Annotated in this window: 22 protein-coding genes and 1 pseudogene; 13 read left to right on the plus strand and 10 right to left on the minus strand. The window is 30.8% G+C overall.

What is annotated here, in order from left to right; translation table 11 throughout:
- Window positions 1–56: 56 nt before the first annotated feature.
- Genes mobB through FBE93_RS01955 form a run of 5 tightly spaced genes read left to right on the plus strand, consistent with a single transcriptional unit; the run spans window position 57 to window position 4,423 of the window.
- A complete protein-coding gene (gene mobB, locus FBE93_RS01935) occupies window positions 57–548 on the plus strand; it encodes a molybdopterin-guanine dinucleotide biosynthesis protein B (protein WP_004315524.1) in 492 nt (163 codons plus the stop codon).
- Between the two features lies 1 nt (window position 549).
- On the plus strand, window positions 550–1,392 hold the full coding sequence (locus tag FBE93_RS01940; protein WP_165434125.1) for a class 1 fructose-bisphosphatase: 843 nt from the start codon (window positions 550–552) through the stop codon (window positions 1,390–1,392).
- Entirely contained in the window at window positions 1,385–1,582 is a 198-nt protein-coding gene (locus tag FBE93_RS01945; protein ID WP_002892523.1) for a hypothetical protein, read from the plus strand. Before FBE93_RS01940 ends, FBE93_RS01945 begins: the two co-directional genes overlap by 8 nt.
- Window positions 1,583–1,591: 9 nt before the next feature.
- The gene (gene metG, locus FBE93_RS01950; protein WP_165434126.1) at window positions 1,592–3,478 is read left to right on the plus strand and encodes a methionine--tRNA ligase; all 1,887 of its coding nucleotides are present in this window, start codon (window positions 1,592–1,594) and stop codon (window positions 3,476–3,478) included.
- Window positions 3,479–3,481: 3 nt separating this feature from the next.
- On the plus strand, window positions 3,482–4,423 hold the full coding sequence (locus FBE93_RS01955) for a hypothetical protein (RefSeq protein WP_165434127.1): 942 nt from the start codon (window positions 3,482–3,484) through the stop codon (window positions 4,421–4,423).
- Here the strand turns inward: FBE93_RS01955 and FBE93_RS01960 are convergent.
- On the minus strand, window positions 4,415–4,867 hold the full coding sequence (locus FBE93_RS01960; protein ID WP_002892517.1) for a methylated-DNA--[protein]-cysteine S-methyltransferase: 453 nt from the start codon (window positions 4,865–4,867) through the stop codon (window positions 4,415–4,417). The genes FBE93_RS01955 and FBE93_RS01960 overlap by 9 nt on opposite strands.
- A 54-nt stretch (window positions 4,868–4,921) precedes the next feature.
- Here FBE93_RS01960 and FBE93_RS01965 point away from each other — a divergent pair, with 54 nt between their 5' ends.
- Genes FBE93_RS01965 through trmA form a run of 5 tightly spaced genes read left to right on the plus strand, consistent with a single transcriptional unit; the run spans window position 4,922 to window position 12,312 of the window.
- On the plus strand, window positions 4,922–7,468 hold the full coding sequence (locus FBE93_RS01965; RefSeq protein WP_165434128.1) for a bifunctional aconitate hydratase 2/2-methylisocitrate dehydratase: 2,547 nt from the start codon (window positions 4,922–4,924) through the stop codon (window positions 7,466–7,468).
- A 59-nt stretch (window positions 7,469–7,527) separates the two neighbouring features.
- Entirely contained in the window at window positions 7,528–8,766 is a 1,239-nt protein-coding gene (locus FBE93_RS01970; RefSeq protein ID WP_002892514.1) for an ankyrin repeat domain-containing protein, read from the plus strand.
- Window positions 8,763–9,512, plus strand: a complete 750-nt coding sequence (locus FBE93_RS01975; protein WP_004315532.1) for an SDR family NAD(P)-dependent oxidoreductase — start codon at window positions 8,763–8,765, stop codon at window positions 9,510–9,512. The genes FBE93_RS01970 and FBE93_RS01975 overlap by 4 nt, the downstream gene beginning before the upstream one ends.
- Window positions 9,509–11,242 carry a Na+/H+ antiporter NhaC family protein gene (locus tag FBE93_RS01980; protein WP_004315534.1) on the plus strand — a complete coding sequence of 578 codons (1,734 nt, stop codon included), beginning with the start codon at window positions 9,509–9,511 and terminating at the stop codon, window positions 11,240–11,242. Before FBE93_RS01975 ends, FBE93_RS01980 begins: the two co-directional genes overlap by 4 nt.
- Window positions 11,239–12,312: a tRNA (uridine(54)-C5)-methyltransferase TrmA gene (trmA, locus tag FBE93_RS01985; protein ID WP_165434129.1), complete on the plus strand. Its 1,074-nt coding sequence runs from the start codon at window positions 11,239–11,241 to the stop codon at window positions 12,310–12,312. The genes FBE93_RS01980 and trmA overlap by 4 nt, the downstream gene beginning before the upstream one ends.
- Here the strand turns inward: trmA and FBE93_RS01990 are convergent.
- Window positions 12,299–12,715: a membrane protein gene (locus FBE93_RS01990; RefSeq protein WP_002856751.1), complete on the minus strand. Its 417-nt coding sequence runs from the start codon at window positions 12,713–12,715 to the stop codon at window positions 12,299–12,301. The two genes, trmA and FBE93_RS01990, sit on opposite strands and share 14 nt — an antisense overlap.
- 118 nt (window positions 12,716–12,833) lie before the next feature.
- Here FBE93_RS01990 and FBE93_RS01995 point away from each other — a divergent pair, with 118 nt between their 5' ends.
- Together FBE93_RS01995 and ilvA are read left to right on the plus strand one after the other, a co-directional pair.
- On the plus strand, window positions 12,834–13,247 hold the full coding sequence (locus FBE93_RS01995) for a CoA-binding protein (RefSeq protein WP_002881532.1): 414 nt from the start codon (window positions 12,834–12,836) through the stop codon (window positions 13,245–13,247).
- Window positions 13,247–14,458 carry a threonine ammonia-lyase gene (gene ilvA, locus FBE93_RS02000; RefSeq protein ID WP_165434130.1) on the plus strand — a complete coding sequence of 404 codons (1,212 nt, stop codon included), beginning with the start codon at window positions 13,247–13,249 and terminating at the stop codon, window positions 14,456–14,458. The genes FBE93_RS01995 and ilvA overlap by 1 nt, the downstream gene beginning before the upstream one ends.
- On the opposite strand, the gene truA is transcribed toward ilvA, so the two are convergent.
- From truA to glmU, 7 genes and pseudogenes are all read right to left on the minus strand, one after another.
- On the minus strand, window positions 14,455–15,180 hold the full coding sequence (gene truA, locus FBE93_RS02005; protein WP_072225843.1) for a tRNA pseudouridine(38-40) synthase TruA: 726 nt from the start codon (window positions 15,178–15,180) through the stop codon (window positions 14,455–14,457). The two genes, ilvA and truA, sit on opposite strands and share 4 nt — an antisense overlap.
- The gene (locus tag FBE93_RS02010) at window positions 15,177–16,202 is read right to left on the minus strand and encodes an LptF/LptG family permease (protein WP_165434131.1); all 1,026 of its coding nucleotides are present in this window, start codon (window positions 16,200–16,202) and stop codon (window positions 15,177–15,179) included. Before FBE93_RS02010 ends, truA begins: the two co-directional genes overlap by 4 nt.
- Window positions 16,202–16,977: pseudogene (locus FBE93_RS02015) on the minus strand (prepilin peptidase). The gene FBE93_RS02010 and the pseudogene FBE93_RS02015 overlap by 1 nt, the downstream one beginning before the upstream one ends.
- A complete protein-coding gene (uppS, locus tag FBE93_RS02020; RefSeq protein WP_002852565.1) occupies window positions 16,974–17,642 on the minus strand; it encodes a polyprenyl diphosphate synthase in 669 nt (222 codons plus the stop codon). Before uppS ends, FBE93_RS02015 begins: the two are co-directional and overlap by 4 nt.
- A 3-nt stretch (window positions 17,643–17,645) precedes the next feature.
- The gene (locus FBE93_RS02025) at window positions 17,646–18,263 is read right to left on the minus strand and encodes a hypothetical protein (protein WP_002892499.1); all 618 of its coding nucleotides are present in this window, start codon (window positions 18,261–18,263) and stop codon (window positions 17,646–17,648) included.
- Window positions 18,260–19,414, minus strand: coding sequence for a bifunctional phosphopantothenoylcysteine decarboxylase/phosphopantothenate--cysteine ligase CoaBC (gene coaBC / locus FBE93_RS02030; protein WP_004315546.1), 1,155 nt, complete (start codon window positions 19,412–19,414; stop codon window positions 18,260–18,262). The genes FBE93_RS02025 and coaBC overlap by 4 nt, the downstream gene beginning before the upstream one ends.
- Complete coding sequence (gene glmU, locus FBE93_RS02035; protein WP_004315548.1) at window positions 19,411–20,700, minus strand: bifunctional UDP-N-acetylglucosamine diphosphorylase/glucosamine-1-phosphate N-acetyltransferase GlmU; 1,290 nt, start codon at window positions 20,698–20,700, stop codon at window positions 19,411–19,413. The genes coaBC and glmU overlap by 4 nt, the downstream gene beginning before the upstream one ends.
- Window positions 20,701–20,843: 143 nt before the next feature.
- On the opposite strand from glmU, the gene fliP reads away from it, so the two are divergent.
- Entirely contained in the window at window positions 20,844–21,578 is a 735-nt protein-coding gene (gene fliP, locus FBE93_RS02040; protein ID WP_002861462.1) for a flagellar type III secretion system pore protein FliP, read from the plus strand.
- Between the two features lie 15 nt (window positions 21,579–21,593).
- Here the strand turns inward: fliP and FBE93_RS02045 are convergent, their stop codons facing one another.
- On the minus strand, window positions 21,594–22,364 hold the full coding sequence (locus tag FBE93_RS02045) for a transporter substrate-binding domain-containing protein (RefSeq protein WP_004315550.1): 771 nt from the start codon (window positions 22,362–22,364) through the stop codon (window positions 21,594–21,596).
- Window positions 22,365–22,470: the final 106 nt, after the last annotated feature.

Raw genomic sequence — 22,470 nt, forward strand, 5'->3', positions numbered from 1 at the left:
CCCTATTTTTTGGTTTAAAAAGATATAATTTTACAAAAAAATTAAGAGTATATTTTATGAAACAACTTATCATGGCTTTTAGCGGCCCGTCAAATTCAGGTAAAACTACACTTATTACCAAAATAGCTGATAATTTTTTGCAACAAAATTTAAAAGTTTTAATCATTAAACACGATCCTGCTGATAAAGCTCAATTTGATTTTAACGGTAAAGATAGTTTTAAATTTTTTCAAAGTGGGGCTGAAGTCATGGTTTTAAGCCCTACGAGAACAACTTTTTTTTCTCATGAAAATAGAGATATTTTAAAAGCTTTAAAATTAGCACCCAATTTTGACATTTGTTTGGTTGAAGGATTAAAAACTCTTGATTTACCACGCATTAGCGTATTTTGCAAAGAAATTGATGAAAGTTATTTTACTTTCTCAAACGCCATTGCAAGCTATGAAAAAATTTCTCACCCTTATCTTACTTGGCTTGATTTAAACGATATACAAGCTATTTGCCAATACATACTTAAAAATGCTAAAAATTTACAAGGAGAATTATAAAATGCAAGAAGTGATTTCTTATATACAAAAAGCGGTTTTAGAAATTTCTAACGCTTTAAAATTTCCCGATACAAGCTACAGTCAAAATCAAAATTTTACAGGCGATACCCAACTCAAATTTGATGTTTTAAGCGATGAAATCATCACAAAAACTCTAAGTCAATGTTCAAGCATTAAAGCCATCATAAGTGAAGAAAAAGACGAAATTTTAATGCTTAATGAAAAAGCAAATTTTATCGTAGCTTATGATCCTTTAGATGGTTCTAGCTTAATGGATGTTAATTTTGCCATAGGTTCTATTTTTGCTATCTATGAAGAAAAAGCAAATGCTAAAAATTTAAGAGCTGCACTTTATAGTATGTATGGAGCGCGCTTAGAACTTGTGATTTGCAAAGATCAGCCAAAACTTTATCGCTTAAATGCAAATAATGAATTTATTTTTATAAAAGATCTTAAAATGAATGAAAAAGGCAAGATTAATGCTACAGGTGGAACGCAAAAATTTTGGGAAAAAAAACACGCTAAATTTATCAAAAGTCTTTTTGATGAAGGCTATCGCTTAAGATATTCTGGAGCCATGGTAAGCGATATCAATCAAATTTTATTAAAAGGGGGTGGCATTTTTAGCTATCCTGCAACACAAGATGCGCCTAATGGCAAACTTCGTGCCTTTTTTGAAGTCTTTCCTCTAGCCTTTATCATAGAAAAAGCAGGCGGAAAAACTACAAATGGAAAAAACCACTCCTTACTTGAACTTGAATTTGATAAAATCCATGCGACAACTCCTTGTTTTTTTGGCTCAGGATATGAAATTTCAAAACTTTTAAAGGCTTACAATGAATGAAGCTAGAGATGAATTTGAGCAAGATATGGATAAAAAAAAAGAAATTTTACTTTCATGTCAAAACTCAAAAAACCTAAACTCTTGTTATAATTGCGATGAAATTTTTAACTGCCAAACTAGAAAAAATTATGTTGATGCAGTCTATAACAGTATGTCTAAGGGTAAAACCGAAGGCGGATTTGACTTTTAAAGGAAAAAAATGCGTTATATTACAACACCAATTTATTATGTAAATGATGTGCCTCATTTAGGTCATGCTTATACTACCATCATAGCCGATACTTTAGCAAGATTTTATCGTTTGCAAGGACATGAAACAAGATTTCTAACAGGAACAGATGAGCATGGACAAAAAATCGAAGAAGCTGCCAAACTAAGAAATTCCACTCCTCAAGAATATGCTGATAAAATCAGTTTTGAATTTAAAAAATTATGGGATGAATTTGAAATCACCTATGATATTTACGCAAGAACAACTGATACAAGGCATATTGAATTTGTTAAAGCTATGTTTTTAAAAATGTGGCAAAAAGGCGATATTTATAAAGATGAATACGAAGGACATTATTGTATTTCTTGCGAAAGCTTTTTTACTCAAAGTCAGCTTATCAATGATTGTTCTTGTCCAGATTGTGGCAAAAACACTACGATTTTAAAAGAAGAGAGTTATTTTTTTAAACTTTCAAAATACCAAGATAAAATTTTACAATGGTATGAAGAAAAAGATCCCATCCTACCAAAAAACAAAAAAAACGAACTTATAAATTTTGTCCAAAGCGGCCTTAAAGATCTTTCCATTACAAGAACAAGTTTTGATTGGGGGATTAAACTACCTCAAGAAATTAATGATGATAAACATATTATTTATGTATGGCTTGACGCACTTTTTATCTATATAAGCTCTCTTGATTTTCAAAGCAAGGGAGAAAATGCTAAATTTTGGCCTGCGCATGTGCATTTAGTAGGAAAAGATATTTTGCGTTTTCATGCCATTTATTGGCCAGCTTTTTTAATGAGCGTAGATTTACCTTTGCCAAAATTTATAGGTGCACATGGCTGGTGGACTAAAGAAGGCGAAAAAATGAGCAAATCTAAAGGCAATGTTGTAAAACCTAAAGAAGTGGTTGATGCCTATGGAAGCGAAGCTTTTAGATATTTCTTGCTTAGAGAAGTACCTTTTGGTAATGATGGGGATTTTAGCGAAAATATGCTGATAAATCGTATCAATGCTGAACTAAGCAATGAATTTGGGAATTTACTTAATCGCATTATAGGTATGAGTACAAAATATTCTCAAGGAAATATTTCAAAAGAAGGTGTTTTAAAATTTTACAATGCTGAATTAAATCAAGCAAAAGAACACTTAAATTTAGCGGTAGAATTTTTAGAAAACTTACAGTGTAATCGTTATTTAGAAGAACTTTTCAAGGCTTTAAGCGTAGCAAATTTAGCCATTAGCAAATACGAACCTTGGAATTTAATCAAAGAAAACAAACACGAACAAGCTAATGCTTTAGTTGCACTTTGTGCAAATATTTTAGCCAAAACAAGCCTTTTATTAAGCCCTACTCTACCAAAGTCCTGTGAAAAAGTGGCTTTAGCTTTAAATTTTGAAATTTCATCTACAAATTACGCAAAAATGATACTTGATAATGAACTTTTAGATTTTAAAGCAAATCCTTGCGAAGCTTTATTTCCAAAAGTAGAAAAAGCTCTTTTAAAACAAGAAATTAAAGAAGAACCTAAAAAAGAAGAAAGTCCTAAAATAAAAATCGATGATTTTGCAAAAATTGAAATCAAAGTCGCTAAAGTGCTTGATTGTCAAAATATAGAAGGGAGTGAAAAACTTTTGAAATTTCAACTCGAACTTGACGATAAAGAAATCCGTCAAGTACTCTCAGGCATAGCAAAACACTATAAAGCCAGTGATTTAATCGGTAAACAAGTTTGCATTATAAGCAATCTTAAAAAAGCTAAAATTTTTGGACATGAAAGCGATGGTATGATACTTTCTGTAAAAAGCGGAGATAAACTTGTTTTAATCACCCCTGAGCAACTTGTGCAAAACGGTTCTTTAGTAGGCTAAAATATGCAAATTAGCAATTTAGGTGAACTTTTAAACGCGACACTCATTCACGAAGGTAGCGTTTTAAGCGTGGAAGGTTTTGCCATAAATTTAAACGAACTTAAAACAGGCTTTGCCTTCTTTAATAACGATAAAAAAGAAATTACCCAAGCTGTAAAAAAAGGCGCTTATGCTATAATTACAGAAAATAATATTACTATTGAAGATAAAGACATTTTTTACTTTAGAGTAGAAAATCTAGAACAAGCTCTTGTAAGATTTTTACGCTTTTTTTGTGAAGATAAAGAATGTGAATTTTTACTTTTTAAATCTTACGAACTAAGTCTTTGCAAGGCTTTTTATTTTAACATTTTAAAAGGAAATATTTTTGCTGATTTTGAAAAACTAATCAAAGCAAAAAAGGGTGAAATTTTTTGCTACTGTGAAGAAAATTACTTAAATAAACTTTGTGCCTATTCTCATAGTCTAAAAGATGCTAATTTTACCTTATTATCGCGATCTAGCTTCTTTTTTACAACTTTGATTTGTGAAAATTTATATTTTAAAAATCTTAATTTACCTTTTTTTTACGCAAATAGTTTTGCAAAAATTATTTCTTTTTTAAAAGAAAAAAATCAAAAAATAATATTTGACTTTAATAAGATTGATGATTTTAAAATTTATTTTATTGATGATAAATTTGAAATCACTCCTTTTGGTTCAAGCTCTCAAGCGTTTATTGTAAGCAACAACCAAAATACCTTTGAATTCTGGAAAGAAAAATTTAAAAACATAAAAGACTTTAAAATTGCTTCTAAAAATTCTTTATTTTGCGATTTTTCCTATAATCAGCTTTCAGATTTAAGAAAATTAAAAAATTTTAAATATTGTTTAATTCTTGAAAATTATGATATTTTTGAACAAGAATTTGAAAACAAAGAAAATCAAATCCCAAGCTTATTTTAAATTCACTCCTTCATTTTCAAGCAAAAATCTTTTTATTTCAAGCCCTCCATTATATCCTCCTATGCCATTGCTTGCAATAACTCTATGACAAGGTATAAAAATAGGAATTTGATTTTTAGAATTTGCATTTCCGACAGCTCTAAAAGCTTTTGGATGATTAATTTTTTCTGCTATATCTTTATAAGTAGCTATTTTGCCATAAGGAATTTTCATTAAAGCCCTATAAACCTTTGATTCAAAATCTGTACCTTGTATCAAAACAGGAATGCTAAATTTTCTAAGCTTATGAGTAAAATATAAATCAAGTTCATATTTTGCTAAGTCAAGCAAACTACAATTTTTTTCTGATCTTTTATTATCACAAAAATCGACTCTAGTTAAAAATTTTCCATCACTATGTAAAGATAGGTAACATAAAGGCATTTTATAATAAACTTTAAACATTTTTTATCCTTCAAAGAGCTACAATTATAATAAAAAATATTTAAGGAGTAGAAAATGTCTTTTATGCAAGAATACAATAAACTTGTTGAAGAAAGAGCCGCTTTGGGTATACCACCCCTTCCTTTAAATGCAAATCAAACTAGAGAACTTTGTAAATTACTTGAAAATGAAAATAATGAAGAGCTTGCAAATCTTTTAGAAAATAGAGTAAATCCTGGTGTTGATGATGCAGCTTTAGTAAAATGTGAATTTTTAGATTCTATACTTAAAGGTAAAATCAGCACTCCGAACATAGACAAAAAAAGAGCCTTAAGAATGCTTGGAACTATGCTAGGCGGATATAATGTTAAAGTTTTAATCGATGCCTTAAAAGATGAAAACATAGCCAAAGATGCTGCAGAAGTGTTGAAAAATATTATTTTTGTACACGATAATTTTCATACCATAGCTGAACTTAGCAAAAACAATCCACACGCTAAGGAAGTTTTACAAAGCTGGGCAAATGCGGACTGGTTTAACAAAAAAGAAAAATTACCTCAAGTGATTAAATGTATAGTTTTCAAAGTAGCAGGGGAAACAAATACCGATGATCTAAGCCCTGCAGGAGATGCTTTTACAAGAAGCGATATTCCTTTGCATGCAAATGCCATGCTAAAGGTAAGACAAGCAGGATCCTTAGAAAAAATCAAAGAGCTTAAAAAAAGCGGTCGCGAAGTAGTTTATGTAGGTGATGTTGTAGGAACAGGTTCAAGTAGAAAATCAGCAATAAATTCTATACAATGGCACTTAGGAAAAGAAATAGAAGGGGTACCAAACAAGCATAGCGGTGGTATAGTAATGGGTTCAACTATAGCACCGATTTTCTTTAACACTGCTCAAGATAGCGGGGCTTTACCCATCATCTGTGATGTAACAAACTTAGAAATGGGTGATGAGTTTGAAATTCATCCTTATAAGGGAAAAATCATAAAAAATGGCTCTACAATCGCAGAATTTACACTCAGTCCAAACACTCTCTTAGATGAAGTTAGAGCAGGAGGAAGAATCCCACTTATCATAGGTCGTGGGCTTTGTGCTAAGGCTAGAGAATTTTTAGGCATGGAAAGTGAAAATATCTTTACCAAACCTGAACAACCTAAATCTTCAAGCGGTGGTTATACCCTAGCTCAAAAAATGCTAGGTCGTGCCTGTGGAATCGAAGGTGTGCGTCCAGGTATGTATATAGAACCTATGACTTTAACCGTAGGCTCTCAAGATACCACAGGTCCTATGACTAGAGATGAAATCAAAGAACTTGCAAGCCTAGGTTTTAATGCAGACTTTGTGATGCAAAGCTTTTGCCATACAGCTGCTTATCCAAAAGTAAGCGATTCAAATTTACACAAAACCTTACCCAATTTCATGACAAGTCGTGGTGGGGTGAGTTTAAAACCAGGTGATGGGGTTATTCACTCTTGGCTTAATCGTTTTGTATTGCCAGATACCGTAGGAACAGGTGGAGATTCTCATACACGCTTTCCTATAGGAATTTCTTTCCCTGCAGGAAGTGGACTTGTAGCTTTTGCTGCAGTTACTGGTTCTATGCCTTTAAATGTCCCTGAAAGTGTTTTAGTGCGTTTTAGTGGAGAATTGCAAGCTGGAGTTACCTTAAGAGATTTGGTTAATGCTATACCTTATTATGCAATCAAACAAGGACAACTTACTGTTGAAAAGAAAAATAAGAAAAATATTTTTGCAGGAAAAATTTTAGAAATAGAAGGCTTGCCAAACTTAAAAGTCGAACAAGCTTTTGAACTTAGTGATGCAAGCGCTGAAAGATCTGCAGCTGCTTGCAGTGTGGATTTAAGCATAGAAAGTGTAAGCGAATATATCAAATCCAATATTTCTTTAATTGAAGCTATGATAGAAGCAGGATATGAGAATAAAGCTACCCTTGCCAGAAGGGCTGAAAAAATGAGAGAATGGCTTAAAAACCCTACTCTTTTAAGAGCAGATAAAGATGCAAAATACGCTTATATTATAGATATTAATCTTAATGACATTAAAGAGCCAATCCTAGCTTGTCCAAATGACCCTGATGATGTGGCGACTTTGAGTGAAATTTTAGCCGATGATAAGCGTCCAAAAAATATAGATGAAGTTTTTGTAGGCTCTTGTATGACAAATATAGGACATTATAGAGCTTTGGGAGAAATTTTAAAAGATAAAGGCATACTTAAAACCAGACTTTGGGTAGTACCTCCAACAAAAATGGATAAAGCGCAACTTACTAATGAAGGTTATTACAGCATCTTTGGCGCAGCAGGTGCTAGAATAGAAGTTCCTGGTTGTTCTTTATGTATGGGTAATCAAGCTAGAGTAAATGATGGAGCTGTAGTTTTCTCAACTTCTACAAGAAATTTTGACAACCGTATGGGAATGGGTGCTAAAGTATATTTAGGCAGTGCAGAACTTGCAGCAGTTTGTGCGATTTTGGGTAAAATTCCAAGCAAGGAAGAATATTTACAAATTGTCAGCGAAAAGCTAAGTGATGAGCATAAGGCAAATATCTATAGATATTTAAATTTTAATGAGATTGAAAATTTCAAACTTGAAAATTAATTCAAATTTAATACTTATTTGGATTAAATAACAAAATTAAAATTTTCAAAGGAAAAATATTGAAGTTATTATTCACTTCCTTTTGTTGTTTTGCAAGTTTAATGGCTAGCGATGCCATTAACTGCGACAACATTAAAAATAATAAAACATTGCTAAATGAAAGTTCAAATTTAGATTATTTAAATATAGCTTCAAGCTGTAAAGAATCTTTAAAAAATCAAGATTTTACAAAAAAACTCTATGCGATTTCCAATGAAATTCGCGGAAGCAATAGCTCTTGTAATGGTGTGGCTTATTTGCCCAAATTACAACAATTTGATTTTTTATTATTAAAAATAGCTATCGATCCCATCGCTTATCAAAAAACTTTAGATACACCCGAAAATTTAGAAAAAAAATATGATATTTTAAAATCTTATTTTAGATATTGGGCATATCAAAGCATAGGAAATTTTAGACTTTACAAAGCTTTTTGGAAAGAATATAACAATGCTATAGAACCTTTAGAAAAGTATTTTGAAAGTAATTTTAATTTTGACAAAGGTAGCAATATTTACTATACTAGCAATGCCTTAAACGAATTTTTAAATTGGGCTGTTGGTGAAACAAAAATTTACAAAGACATTAGTCCTTTAGCAAAAATCATGTCAAATAAAAATTATTCAGTATCTTATATACAAGATTTTATTTTTTCAAATAATCCAAGCCAAGATGACCTTACTATAGCCTTGCAAGCAGCGCTTTTAAATCAAAGAGAAAAAGAAATTTTAGAACTTTTGATTCGTTTTGGTGCTAGGATTGACGAAGGTTATGAAAGTGCTATTTTTTATGCATTGGAAAATTATGAAAATACAAACTTTTTAATCCAAAATGGAGCAAATGTTAATCAAGCCAATGCCTTTGGTAAAACCCCACTTTTTTATGCCATAGAGTTTAATCGTCTTGATATCATAAAACTACTTCTTGATAATGGAGCAAATGTTAATCAAAAATATATTAATAACAATGAAAAATTAGCATTAAGTGCGAACATAGGTTCAAATACGCCTTATTTTATTACATTTTGCGCTCTAGAGCACACTTCAAAAAATGTTTTAATGCATGCTGCGGCCTATGGAAATGTTGAAATTTTAAAACTTCTTATTTCAAAAGGAGCAAATTTTAATGCTGTTGATGATCTTGGTTTTAATGCACTCGACTTTGCGCTATCAGCAGGTAAAAAAGAAAATGCTGATTATCTAAAAAGCTTGGGTTTAAAAGCAAACGAAAATCTATTTTACGGAGGTAGTTTAGAATGAAAACCGCATTTATTACAGGAGCTAGTTCAGGTTTTGGTAGAGCTTGCGTTGAAGCTTTTATACAAGAAGACTACAAAGTAATCGCCCTTGCTAGACGTAAAGAGCGTCTAGAAGAGTTAAAAAATGCTCACAAAGATAAGATTTACACGCTTTGCATAGATGTAAGAAATCAAAAAGAAATCTTTGAGGCTATTGAAAATTTACCCAAAGAATTTCAAGAAATTGATGTGCTTTTTAATAATGCAGGTTTAGCTTTAGGGGTAGATGAATTTGATAAATTAAACCTTGAAGATATTAACACTATGATTGATACAAACATCAAAGGATTTTTATATGTTGCAAAAGCTATTATTCCTATACTTCGTAAACAAAAAAATGCTTATATTTTTAACTTAGGTTCGGTTGCAGGAAGAAATCCTTATTTTGGAGGCAATGTGTATTGTGGAACCAAAGCCTTTGTAGGACAATTTTCATTGGCCTTAAGAAATGATCTTAGAGGAAGCAATATCAAAGTAACAAACATTGCTCCAGGACTTTGCAAAACTGAATTTAGTGAAGTGCGTTTTAAAGGAGATATCCAAAAAGCTGATGCAGTGTATGAAAATACGCAATTTATCAGTGCTAATGATATTGCCAAAGTGGTAATGTCTATCATTAACCTACCAAGCCATATTAATGTTAATGAAATCGAGCTTATGCCGGTAACACAAACTTGGAATGGATTTTATATAGAAAGAGATGAATGAATAAATTTTTAGTTTTATTGTTTTTACCTTTAGTTGCATTTGCAAACTCCTCAGAAGCAGCTGCAAATGCTAATTTATTTGGAGCTTTTACGCTTATACCGCCTTTAGTTGCTATTGCTTTAGCCTTTATCACAAAAGATGTTATTTTGTCACTCTTTGCTGGAGTTTTAAGTGGAACTTTTCTGCTCAGTCTTTCTGCAAATATTTTCAAAGCACAACATTTAGCTTTTGTAAATTTTTATAATACCGCAGTAGAATCTTTTTCAAAGATTATTTCTTATATCTTAGGTTCAACTTCAGATCCAGTAAATGCAGGAATCATTTTACAAATTCTTTGTATAGGTGGTCTTGTGGCACTTATCACAAAAATGGGTGGTGCAAAAGCTGTAGCATTAAAATTTGCCAAAAGAGCCAAATCAGCTGTATCAGCTCAAGTTAACACTTGGTTTTTAGGGCTTTTAATATTTTTTGATGATTATGCTAATTTACTGATCGTAGGTCCAATTATGCGTCCTTTGGCGGATAAATTTAAAATTTCTCGTGAAAAATTTGCCTTTATTATCGACTCTACCGCAGCTCCTGTAGCAGGAATAGCTGTAATTTCTACTTGGATAGGCTTAGAAGTTTCTTTAATTAAAACCGCTTATGAACACATAGGCATTAGCGATATTAGTGCTTTTGGAATTTTTGTCGAAACCATACCTTATCGTTTTTATAATATCTTCATGCTTTTTTTTGTAGTCTTGACTGCAATCATGGGACGTGAGTTTGGTTCTATGTACAAGGCTGAAGTGCGTGCAAGAACCACAGGACAAATTGCACCTCTACCTAAATCAGGCACACTAGATACTGCTGAATTAGAAGATCAGTTTTTAGCACCAAAAGAAGGTATTAAAATTCGTGCTTTTGATGCTATTGTTCCTATTTTTACTTTAATCATTTTAGCTATATTAGGATTTTATTTTAATGGACTTAGCACTTTAGAAGGCGAAGAACTTGCAAAAGCAAGTGCCAATCCTTTATCTTTTGAAACTTTTAGGGCTGCTTTTGGAAATGCTGATTCTTCTGTGGTGTTATTCCAAGCTGCTTTGTTTGCTGCTATTGTAGCGATTTTTATCGGGGTGCGTCGTAAAATTTTCAATCTTAAAGAAGCGGTAGAAACTTGGATATATGGCTGGAAAACCATGATTTTTACTATAGTATTGCTTTTATTTGCTTGGTCGCTTTCAAGTATAGTAAAAGATCTAGGAACTTCTTTATTTATCACTAGTTTGCTTGCAGATAAATTGCCTGAGTTTATTTTACCTGCTACTATTTTTGCTTTTGCTTCAGCCATTTCTTTTGCCATAGGAACAAGCTATGGAACTATGGGGATTTTAATGCCTTTGGCTGTGCCTTTAGCTCATGAAATCGCCAAAATCAATGGTATGGATGCAAATGCTATGCATCATTATATGGTTATTAATATAAGCTGCGTTTTAACAGGTGCGATTTTTGGAAACCATTGCTCACCAATTTCAGATAATGTAATCCTTTCATCTATGAGTGCAAAATGCGATCATATGGAGCATGTAAGAACACAAATTCCTTATGCTTTATTTATCTGTGGTATTTCTTTAATCGCTGGATATATTCCTGTATCTTTAGGACTTAGCGTTTGGTTTGTCTTGCCTTTAAATTTCATACTTATTGCGCTTTTATTAAGACTCATCGGAAAGAAAGTTCCATGAGTCTTGAAAATTTTGGAAATTTTATCACTTTAGATGAAAAACACTCTTTCATAAAAAAATATTTTAAAGAATTTTATACAAAGGATTTTAAACTTTTTGCCTCAAAAGATAAACATTATCGTACAAGAGCTGAACTTTCATTTTATCATGAAAACGATACGCTTTTTTATGCAATGTTTGATTCAAAAAGCAAAAAAAAGTACATTATAGAATATTTAGATTTTGCTGATGAAAAAATTTGTGCTTTTATGCCAAAACTTCTAGAATACTTGCGTCAAGATAATAAATTAAAAGAAAAACTTTTTGGCGTGGAGTTTTTAACCACAAAGCAAGAACTTAGCGTAACCTTACTCTATCATAAAAATATAGAGGATATAAAGTCAAATTTAGAAAATTTAAGCAATATTCTTCATATCAACCTTATAGCAAGAAGTAAAGGCAAAAAACTTATTTTTAAAACAGAAAATCTAAGACAAACTTTAAATATTCAAGATAGAAAAATATTTTATGAATTTAACAACGATTGTTTTATTCAGCCTAATACTGCTATAAATGAAAAAATGATTACTTGGGTGTGTGAAATTTTAAATACTCAAAAAAGAATGGATTTACTTGAGCTTTACTGTGGATATGGAAATTTTACTTTAGCTTTAGCACCATTCTTTTTTAAAGTTTTAGCCACTGAAATTTCAAAAAGCAATATTAATTTTGCTTTAAAAAATTGCAAACTTAACAATACAACAAATATCTACTTTGCAAGACTTTCAAGCGAAGAATTAAGTCTTGCTATCAAAAAAGAAAGAGAATTTTTTCGTTTAAAAGATATTCGATTGGATGATTTTAATTTCTCTCATGTTTTAGTTGATCCACCCCGTGCAGGACTTGATAAAAGCGTAATTGACTTAATAAAAAAATATGAAAATATTATTTATATTTCTTGCAATCCTATCACTTTAAAAGAAAATTTAAAAGAATTAAGCCTAACACATAGAGTGGAAGAGTTTGCTCTTTTTGATCAATTTGCCAATACTCCACATCTTGAATGTGGAGTATTTCTTAGCAAGGTATAAAAAAATAATTCATTAATTTAGCCAGTATTACTATCGCGATACAAAGCACAAATACAAAAGGGTGGATAAAAGCACCAAGCGGGTTTTTCTTCTTTAATATAAAATGACAAAATAAAGAAAAAACAACTAAAGATAAAATTCCAAAAGCCAAAATAATTTTTACAGCAAAAAGTAAATTTAAAGGTTTGAAATGAAAACCTGCCAAAGCACCTCCGCTTAAAAAAAGCAAAAGAACCACAAAAGGCATTATTTTAACCCCAGTAGCACTAAAAAGACTTTTGTCAAAATTAGGATTTTTCTTTTTAACTACGCCCAAAACAAATACATCAACAAACAAATAACCTATAAACAAAATAGCACAAAGAAGATGGATTGTTAAAGTATATGGATAAAATTCTTCCATTTTTCCCTCCTTATTAAACTTCGGAATTTGCTATATTATAACACTTTTTTCATTTTTTGAATTCACTTTAGTTAATTTTTTAATCATTTAAGATAAAATACCAAAACAAAGGTTAATAATGAATGAAAAAGAAACTATCTCTTATATTATAAATACAAGTAAAAATATTGCCATATTTGCTTTAAGTCCAGATAAGACAAAAGCTTCTTATAGGGTAGCAGAATTTTTACAAAGAAAAAATTATAAAATTTTTCCTATTTATCCTAAAGAAGAGTTTATTTTAAATGAAAAAGTTTATAGAAATTTAGATCAAATAGAAGAAAAAATCGATACACTTATACTCTTTAGAAAAGGCGAAGTGGCACTAGAAATTCTTCCTAAGCTTGTTGAAAAAAATATTAAAAACCTATGGCTTCAACTTGGTATTAGTAATGAAACAGCCAAAGAAGAATGTAAAAAATTAGATATAAATTTTATACAAAATCGTTGCATTATGCTAGAATATCCGCATTTTAAAACAAAGGAAAAATAGTGTTAGAGCTTAATAAAATTTACAAAGCAAAACAACAAATTTCAGGGTTTGTAAACAAAACTCCTTTCATATACTCTTCTTTTTTAAGTGATATTTGTCAAAGTGAAATTTATCTTAAAAATGAAAATTTACAAATTACAGGTGCTTATAAAATTCGTGGAGCTTATAATAAAATAGCCAATCTTAGCACTGAACAAAAACAACATGGAGTCATTGCCGCAAGTGCGGGAAACCATGCTCAAGGCGTGGCCATTAGTGCAAAAAAATTTGGCATTAAAGCAGTTATTGTAATGCCAGAATCCACTCCGCTCTTAAAAGTTTCTGCTACAAAAGCCTTAGGAGCAGAGGTGATACTCAAAGGAGATAATTTTGATGAAGCTTATGCCTTTGCAACCTCTTATGCTAAAGAAAATAATCTTAGTTTTATCCATCCTTTTGAAGATGAATTTGTAATGGCAGGACAAGGAACTTTGATGCTTGAAATGCTTGATGAAATAAGCGATCTTGATATGATTATCGCACCTGTTGGAGGTGGAGGACTTATAAGTGGTATCGCAAGTGCAGCTAAACAAATCAATCCAAACATTAAAATCATCGGAGTTGGAGCCAAAGGAGCTCCTGCAATGTATGAAAGTTTTCATGCTAAAAAAATCAAAAATGCAAAAAGCGTACGCACTATAGCCGATGGTATTGCTGTGCGTGATGTAAATCCTATTAATTTTAATATTATTTTAGAATGCGTAGATGATTTTATCCAAGTTGATGATGAAGAAATCGCTAATGCGGTATTGTTTTTACTTGAAAAACATAAAATCATAGTTGAAGGTGCAGGAGCTGCGAGTGTAGCTGCCCTGCTTCATCAAAAAATAAATACACAAAATCACAAAAAAATTGGCGTAGTTTTAAGCGGAGGCAATATCGATGCACAAATGCTAAATATCATCATAGAAAAAGGTTTATTTAAATCCTATAGAAAAATGCAAATTCATGTTACTTTAGTAGATAAACCTGGGGCATTATTACACCTTACAGATAGCTTAAAAATAGCCAATGCCAATATAGTAAAAATCGACTATGATAGATTTTCTACCAAGCTTGATTATGGCGATGCGATGATTTCAATTACTTTAGAAACCAAAGGCAAAGAACATCAAGAAGAAATAAGAAAAATTTTAACCCAAAAGGCCTTTAATTTCTATGAAAGTTTTTAATAACATATACGGCTTAAATAAAGCCCATTTGGCGGTGCTAAAAAGTGATTGTATTGCTTTTTGGCCTCAATCTGTTCTTTGAGTTCTTTTTCACTCATTTTTCCTTCTAAAACCTTTAAAACACTTGCTACGCTTAATCTAATTTGCCCTCTTAAAAAACCATTAGCTTTAAAATGAAAAATGCTAAAATCTTTATAAGCATAAGCTCTAGCAATAAAAATTTCTCTTAAAGTCGTTTTATTATCTCCTCCACTTTTGCAAAAAAACTTTAAATCCTTTTTTCCCACAAAAAAACCCAAAAGCTCATTAGCCTTATCTAAGTCAAATTTAGGATAAAAATGTACATAAGAAGCCATAAAAGGACTATAGGAAGAGTGAGAAAATATATAGCGGTATTCTCTACTTTTTACATCAAATCTTACTTCAAAATCATCTTTTACTTTTTCAATTTTTTTGATATGGATAAAAGGATGGGAAAATTTATTAAGCTGTTTTTGAAGATATTCTAAATTTACAAAATGATCTCCACACTCCACACTAGCTACAGCATAGCTTGCATGCACTCCTTTATCTGTACGAGAAGCCATCAAAAGAGGTGAAACAATACCCAAATGCGATAAGGCCCCACTTAAAGCATCTTGAACACCTTTTTTATGAGGCTGAGTAGCAGAACCTAAAAAAGCAGAGCCATCATAAGAAAATATAATTTTTATTTTCATCAATAACGACTCAAAATCATTTTCTTAAAACAATAAGCCGAAACAAATAAACTTAAAGAAAAAATTCCAAGGCAAGCCAAAATTGGAGGTTGAGAAAAAGAACTTAAAAGTCCAAAATATATAGCAATCACTCCAAACATACCTAAATACACATAGCCTTTTTCATAACGATAAGTAACCAAACCAAAACAAAGCGCAAAAAGCGTACTAGCAAGTGGAAACAAGGCTATAGTTGTATAAATCACAAATTCTCTTGCTCTTTGTGGATTTTCGTTTAAATCATTCCAGTATTCATAAAATTTCTTTATTTGAAGATTGTCTGTATTAAACTGAGTATTTACTACTAAAGTGTCAAATTCTCCACTAAAAATACTTTGACCTTGCTCAAAATTATACATTTTGCCTTGATTCAAGCTAAAAGCAAAACTATCATCTTTTCTTTGCACATGCGCTTCTTTGGCTATGATAAGTTGTTCTTTATCATCTGCTTTATGTTTAGGGCGATACATAATTATGTTTTCATACTTATCACTATCTTGTTTTTCTATAAAAATCATCCAGTCTAAAAATTTTTGTCCAAATTCTCCTGTTTTGTAGTTAAATTTCACTTGAGTGCTTTTATAGTTTACAAAGTTATCCTGAAGTTCAAATACTATAGGTATCATTACCAAAGCCACAACAAGCATAAAAGCACTAATCAAGCTTGCAATTTTAAGGAAAAATTTTGCCAAAATCATTGGTGAAAATCCCAAAGTAAAAAGTACTATGCTTTCATTTTCCTTAGAAAGCCTAAACAAAGCCAAAGTTAAAGAAATAAAAAAAGATATAGGCAAGGTAAAAATTAAAATTCTAGGCAACATAAACCCATAAAGCTTTAAAAGATCCAAAAAACTAATCTCTATGCTTGAAGTAAGTTTTGCAAGTTGAATAAAAAACACCATAGATACAATAGCAAAAAGTACGAAAAATATAGACAAATTCGTACTTAAAAATTGATTTAAAACATATCTTAAACTAAGCTTCATTAGAATAATCCTAAGTTTTTATAAAATAAAACTGCCACAAAAGCGATATTTAAAAAGGGTATCATAGCAAGTTCTTGCTCTTTTATTGCTTTAATTTTAAAAAAAATAAAAAAAGGCAAAGTTAAAATAGAAGCTATAAGTAATACTAAAAATCCATACTCAAAACCTAAAATTCCACCTATACAAGACATAATGATAATATCAGCATCGCCCAAATTTTCCAAAATTTCATCTTTTTTTCGGAAATTCATTAGAAAAAAACCAAACTTTTTAATAAAAAAAACAAATCCTCCAAAACTAAAAGCATTTAGTAAAAAACCTCCGCTAAACTCTTTAAAAATCAAAAAATGTAAAATTTCACTTTCCCTAAAGGCGTAAAAAAAGCAAATAAAAAAGCGCTCCAAAGTAAAATTTGTGGTACGGCTTTGAGTTTAATATCAATTAAAGAAAGTAAGAAAAGATTAAATAAAAATAGAGATAAAAATAAAAAATCATAAAAATTTTGACTTAAAGAATAAACCAAAATAAGCAAAATTATGCCTAAAATTTCATTGATTAACAAAGAAATAGGCAAATGACATTTGCAAGTTTGACATTTTGCCTTTAAAAAAACATAAGAAAAAATAGGAATAATTTCATAGTATTTTAATTTTGTATCACAAGAAAAACAAAAAGATCGCGAGATAAAAAAGGGTTTTTTTTCAATTATCCTACTTGCCAAACTTGTGCAAAAAGAACCCAAACAAGCCCCTAGAATTATTATGAAAAATATCATTTTCCAAAAGTTCTTTCTCTATTTCTAAATTCTTTAATAATCCTTTTAAATTCTCTCTTGGTAAGAGATGGAAATAAAGTTTCACTAAAATAAATTTCAGCATATGAACACTGCCAAAGTAAGAAATTTGAAAGTCTTTTAGCATTTCCAACGCGAAGCATCAAATCCACATCTAAAGGTAAATCTAAATTTTGCGTTAAATTTTCTTCATTTAGCTCAAGTTTTTTTTCGATCACACGCTTAGCAGCTCTTATAATTTCATCTCTTGCACCATAACTTATAGCCAAATTAACACAAAGTGCGTCACAATGCTTTGTTTTTTCTTCAACTAAGGTAATTTTTTCTCTTACTTTATCTTCCAAACGCGATAAATCACCTATAGCTCTTAAACGCACATTATTTTTTTCAAATTTTTCTAAAGCTTCATCCAAACAACGATCTAAAAGTTCAAAAATAAAATCAATTTCATCTTTAGGACGCTTCCAATTTTCCGTACTAAAAGCAAAAAGGCTTAAATTTGAAATATTTTCTTCCATGCAAACTTCCATCAATTTTTGCATAGTTTTGACTCCTTGGGAATATCCAAGTTTTGCCAAAAAACCCTTAGCCCTAGCCCAGCGCCTATTACCATCCATAACAACAGCAAGGTGTTTTAATTCATTCATTTTTCATCCTTTAAAATCAAAAAGCCTTTTGAAAACAAACAAAGGTTCAATCTTGTTTTCTTGCGATACATTAAAATCTAAATGTTCATTTAAAAATTTTTGTACCTTGGCAAAAGGTGTAAAAACGCTAACACCTTGTGAATCTATCAAAATTTTCAAAGCTCCAAAAACACTAAAATATAAGTAAATTTCTAAATATTTTGCTCTTTTACGCATTTGAAACAAGCAAGATTTATTTTCAAAGATAAAAGGAATATGATAAATATTTTCAAAACTTGCAAAAAGCATTTCTTTTAATATCTGATAACGCTCTATATCTTTACAATCTAAAAGATTTTGTATGATGAATTTTTTATAAGAAATTTTATCCTCTAAAATAGCGATTATCAAAGCCAATCCCTCTTCAAAAGGTTTGAAATTAGGACGCTTTGAAAGATGTTTAAATTGTATAACTCCACCATTTTGCATATAAAGTTCAGCTAAATATTCAGCGCCAATTTCAAGCTCTATCATGCTTTTGGTTTGAATCTTTTTGTGATTTAACAAAAGCGTATAGTGTCCATAGCCTGATTTAGCCAAAACTTTCATTTGTATAGGCAAGGTAGAATTAATCATACTCATAATTTTTCACACCATTTTACTAATTCAAATGCCAATTTTTCTTTGCTTTGCAAAGTGCTTTTATTTTCATTATTTAAAGTGATAAAATAAAGTTCATTTTGATCACTTCCAAAATAATTTTTTTGATCAATGATATTAAGGCAAACCATATCAAGTTGTTTATCTTTTAGAGATTTTTTCGCATTTTCTAAGGCATTTTGAGAATCAAATTCCATCTTAAAACCTATCTTTTTGCCTTGAAATTTGCAAGTTTTAAGCAAATCTTCATTTAAAGATAGATGCAAGTTTAAACCCTGTAAATGCTCATTTTTTTTAATTTTTCCTTTTACACTTTGAGGGATAAAATCACTCACTGCAGCCGTCATAATCAAAAAGTTATGACTTAAATTTTTATCCAAAAGCTCTTTTAGATCCTTAGAACTTTCAAATTTGCAAAGCTCATAAGGCGTATCAAATTCCACAGAGCTTAAAAGTTTTACCCTAGCTCCTAAAAAATAAAAAGCGTCAGCTATGGCTTTTGCCATTTTTCCACTTGAAAAATTACTCACACAACGCACATCATCGATCTTTTCTTTTGTGCCACCACCTGTGATAACTACACTTTTATCACACCAAAACTTTTCTTTTAAAAGCTCTCTTTTGGTGATATTAAAAATATCCTTAACTTCAGCTAAGGCTCCTACGCCTTCATCTTTACAAGCTAAAACTTTACAAATAGGCTCTATAATCGAAGCTTTATTTTCTTTAAGTATCTTTAAAGAATTTTGCGTGCTAAAATGATGAAACATATTTGTATTTGCCGCAGGAGCTATGATAAGAGGTTTATTTGCTGCGATTAAGGTTTGGATAAAAAGATTATCCGCTATACCAAAAGCAAGTTTATTGATAGAATTAACACTTGCAGGGGCAAACAAAACAAGGTCTACATCCTTGCTAAAAGCTATGTGATTGTTTGAGTTTTGCCAACTTTCATTTTCCTCGCATAAAATCTCATCAGCCAAGGCTTCAAAACTCATTTTGCTAGCAAATTTTAACAAACCATTAGAAAGCAAAACTTTTACCCTAAAGCCTTCTTTTTTAAACAAAGAAATAAGCTCGTAAGATTTATAAAAAGCTATACTGCCACTAATAGCCAAAAGTATAGTTTTCATTTTTGAAATTTCTTGTAATAATAATCTTTTATCATCTTATGCTCTGCTCTATTGATAAACAAAGCACCTTTTTCTACATTGACACCTACTGTGCTTCCTGCTGCTATGATCACTTCATCTTCGATTTTTACAGGTGCGATAAATTGCGTATCAGAACCTACAAAAACATTTTTTCCTATGATGGTTTTATGCTTTTTTACCCCATCATAATTGCATGTAATAGTCCCACAGCCTATATTAGTTCCACTATCTATCTCACAATCTCCTAAATAGCTCAAATGTCCTGCTTTTACGGTATTTAACTTTGCATTTTTGCATTCTACAAAATTTCCTATATGAGTGTTTTTTAACTCACAATTTGGACGCAAATGTGCCAAAGGCCCTACATCGCTATTTTCTATGATGGAATTTTCTATCACGCTTGAACTTTTAACGATAGAGTTTATAATCTTACTTTTACCCTCTATCCTTACATTTTCATATACTTCGCATTCATCTACAAATTCAACATCTGCACCTATAAAAGTGCTTTGCGGTAAATGAAAAATCACTCCCTGTTGCATCCAGTGTTTTTTAATTTTTTCTTGCATGAAATTTTCAGCTATACTGAGTTCAAATTTATCATTAATCCCCATAAATTCATCTTCATCTACAAAAACCGCTTTAATCATCACATCTTTTTCTTTTGCTAGTTTTACAATGTCGGTTAAATAATACTCTTTTGCCGCATTATTGTTATCAATCAAAGGTAAAAGCTCTTTTAAAAGCCTCGAGTCAATCACATAAACCCCAGCATTGCAAGTATTTATCTCTTTTTCTTGTGTATTTGCATCTTTAAATTCAACAATTTTTTCAACGCTATCGTTTTTTATCACCACCCTACCATAACTTTTAGGATCTCTTGCTTTAAAAACTGCTAGATTTAATTTTGCATTATTACCCAACAAAGCTTCCAAACTTGTTTGCTCAACCAAAGGCATATCGCCACAAAGAATCAACACTCTTTCATTTTTAGGCTCAAACCCCCTTAAAGCTCCCGCAGTTCCTGGATAATTTTGCAAGTCTTGCTCTAAAATTTGTGTTTTTGGAAAATGTTCTAAAATTTCTTTTTCAACGCGTTCTTTTTGATGCGATAAAACTACACTTACATCATCACTTAAAACAAAAGCCTTTTTTAAAATGTGCAAAATCATACTTTTTTGACAAAGCTCTTGCAAAACCTTTGGCTTTTGTGATTTCATTCTAGTGCCTAATCCTGCCGCTAAAATCAAAATAGAAGTTTTCATTTTTTACCTTTGTTATTAAGAAGTCTAAAAGACTATTTTAGCAGTTTAAAGTTAAAATCCTAATACCCTTAAACTAGTTTTTAGTCATCAAAAGATAAAATTTAAATTTCTTTAATAAAAAACAAAAAAAAGGTTTTTAAATTTTGAAAAAAATATTATTATTTTTACTTTTAAGCATGAGCTTATTTGCTGCTGAAGCAACTATCCCTACAGTAAATTTAAGCCTAAGTGCACCCAATACACCTAATCAGCTTGTTACTACTTTAAATATAGTGATTGTTTTAACCATACTTGCACTCGCTCCAAGTATAGTTTTTGTTATGACTTCTTTCTTGCGTCTTATTGTGGTATTTTCATTTTTGCGACAAGCTATGGGGACGCAAAGTATGCCACCTAACACTATTTTAGTAACCTTGGCTTTAATTTTAACTTTTTTTATCATGGAACCTGTAGCTACAAAATCTTATAATGAAGGTATAAAACCTTATTTAGCAGAAAAAATAGGCTATGAAGAGGCTTTTATAAAAGGAGTAAAGCCTTTTAAAGATTTTATGCTTAAAAATACTCGCGAAAAAGATTTAGCCCTTTTTTATCGCATACGCAATCTACCCAATCCCAAAACCATAGATGATGTTCCCCTTACGGTTTTAGTTCCTGCTTTTATGATTTCAGAGCTTAAAACTGCTTTTGAAATAGGGTTTTTAATCTACCTACCTTTTTTAGTCATAGATATGGTTGTAAGCTCAGTTTTAATGGCTATGGGTATGATGATGCTACCTCCTACTATGATCTCTTTACCTTTTAAACTCTTAATTTTTGTATTAGTGGATGGATGGAATTTGCTAGTGCAAAGGCTTGTGGAAAGCTTTGTAACCTAAGAAGGAAAATCCTTCTTAGAAAAAGAATTCTAAATTATTCTTTTTAAAAGTATCTTTAACATCTTTAAGATATTTTTCTCCTAAAGAATCAAAAAGCCCATCTTTTTTACTTTCTGCAATAAATTGATCAAGCTCTTTTTTAAGTTCTGCATTATCTTTTTGCACTGCTATACCCCAAAACTCAGGATTTTCTTGAAAAGGTGCCAAAATGGCTCTAGTTGTATCTTGATGTTTTTGCCAAGTGCGATAAATCGTAAGTTGATCATAAAAAAATCCATCAGCCTTACCTTGAATCACTTCCAAAATAGCAGCATTTTCTTTATCAAATAAATTAATAGTTGCATTTTTTAAATTTTTAACCGCATATAAATGCCCTGTAGAACCACGCTTTAAAGCCAAAACTTTGCCCTTTTTATCTAAATCTTTGATATTTGTAATATCAGAGCTCAAAGGAGTTAAAATAGCCAAATTTGCCTTAGCATAAGGAATGCTAAAATCCACCACTTTCTTTCTCTCATCGGTAATTGTCATAGAAGACATGATAAGATCTATCTTGGCTGTTTTTAAAGCAGGTATTAAACCATCCCAAGCAATATTTTTTACTACAAGTTTATAGCCGTTTTTCTTTGCAAAAGCTTCTAAAAAATCCACACTAATTCCACTTGCTTTGCCTGTTTTATCGCTCATTTCAAAAGGCGGATATCCAAGCTCCATTCCTACAACCAAATCTTTTGCACTCAAATTTAAAGCAAAAAAAGAGATAAAAATCAAAATAATTTTTTTCATAATTTCCTTTCAAATTTTTTTGTAAAAAAATTATACTAATTTTATCTTATTTTGTTATTAGCAATTTGCTTCAAACTTAAAAAATTAATACTTCCTAAACCCTAGT

It is taken from the genome of Campylobacter sp. CFSAN093229 (assembly GCF_011068225.1).
GTDB lineage: Bacteria > Campylobacterota > Campylobacteria > Campylobacterales > Campylobacteraceae > Campylobacter_D > Campylobacter_D jejuni.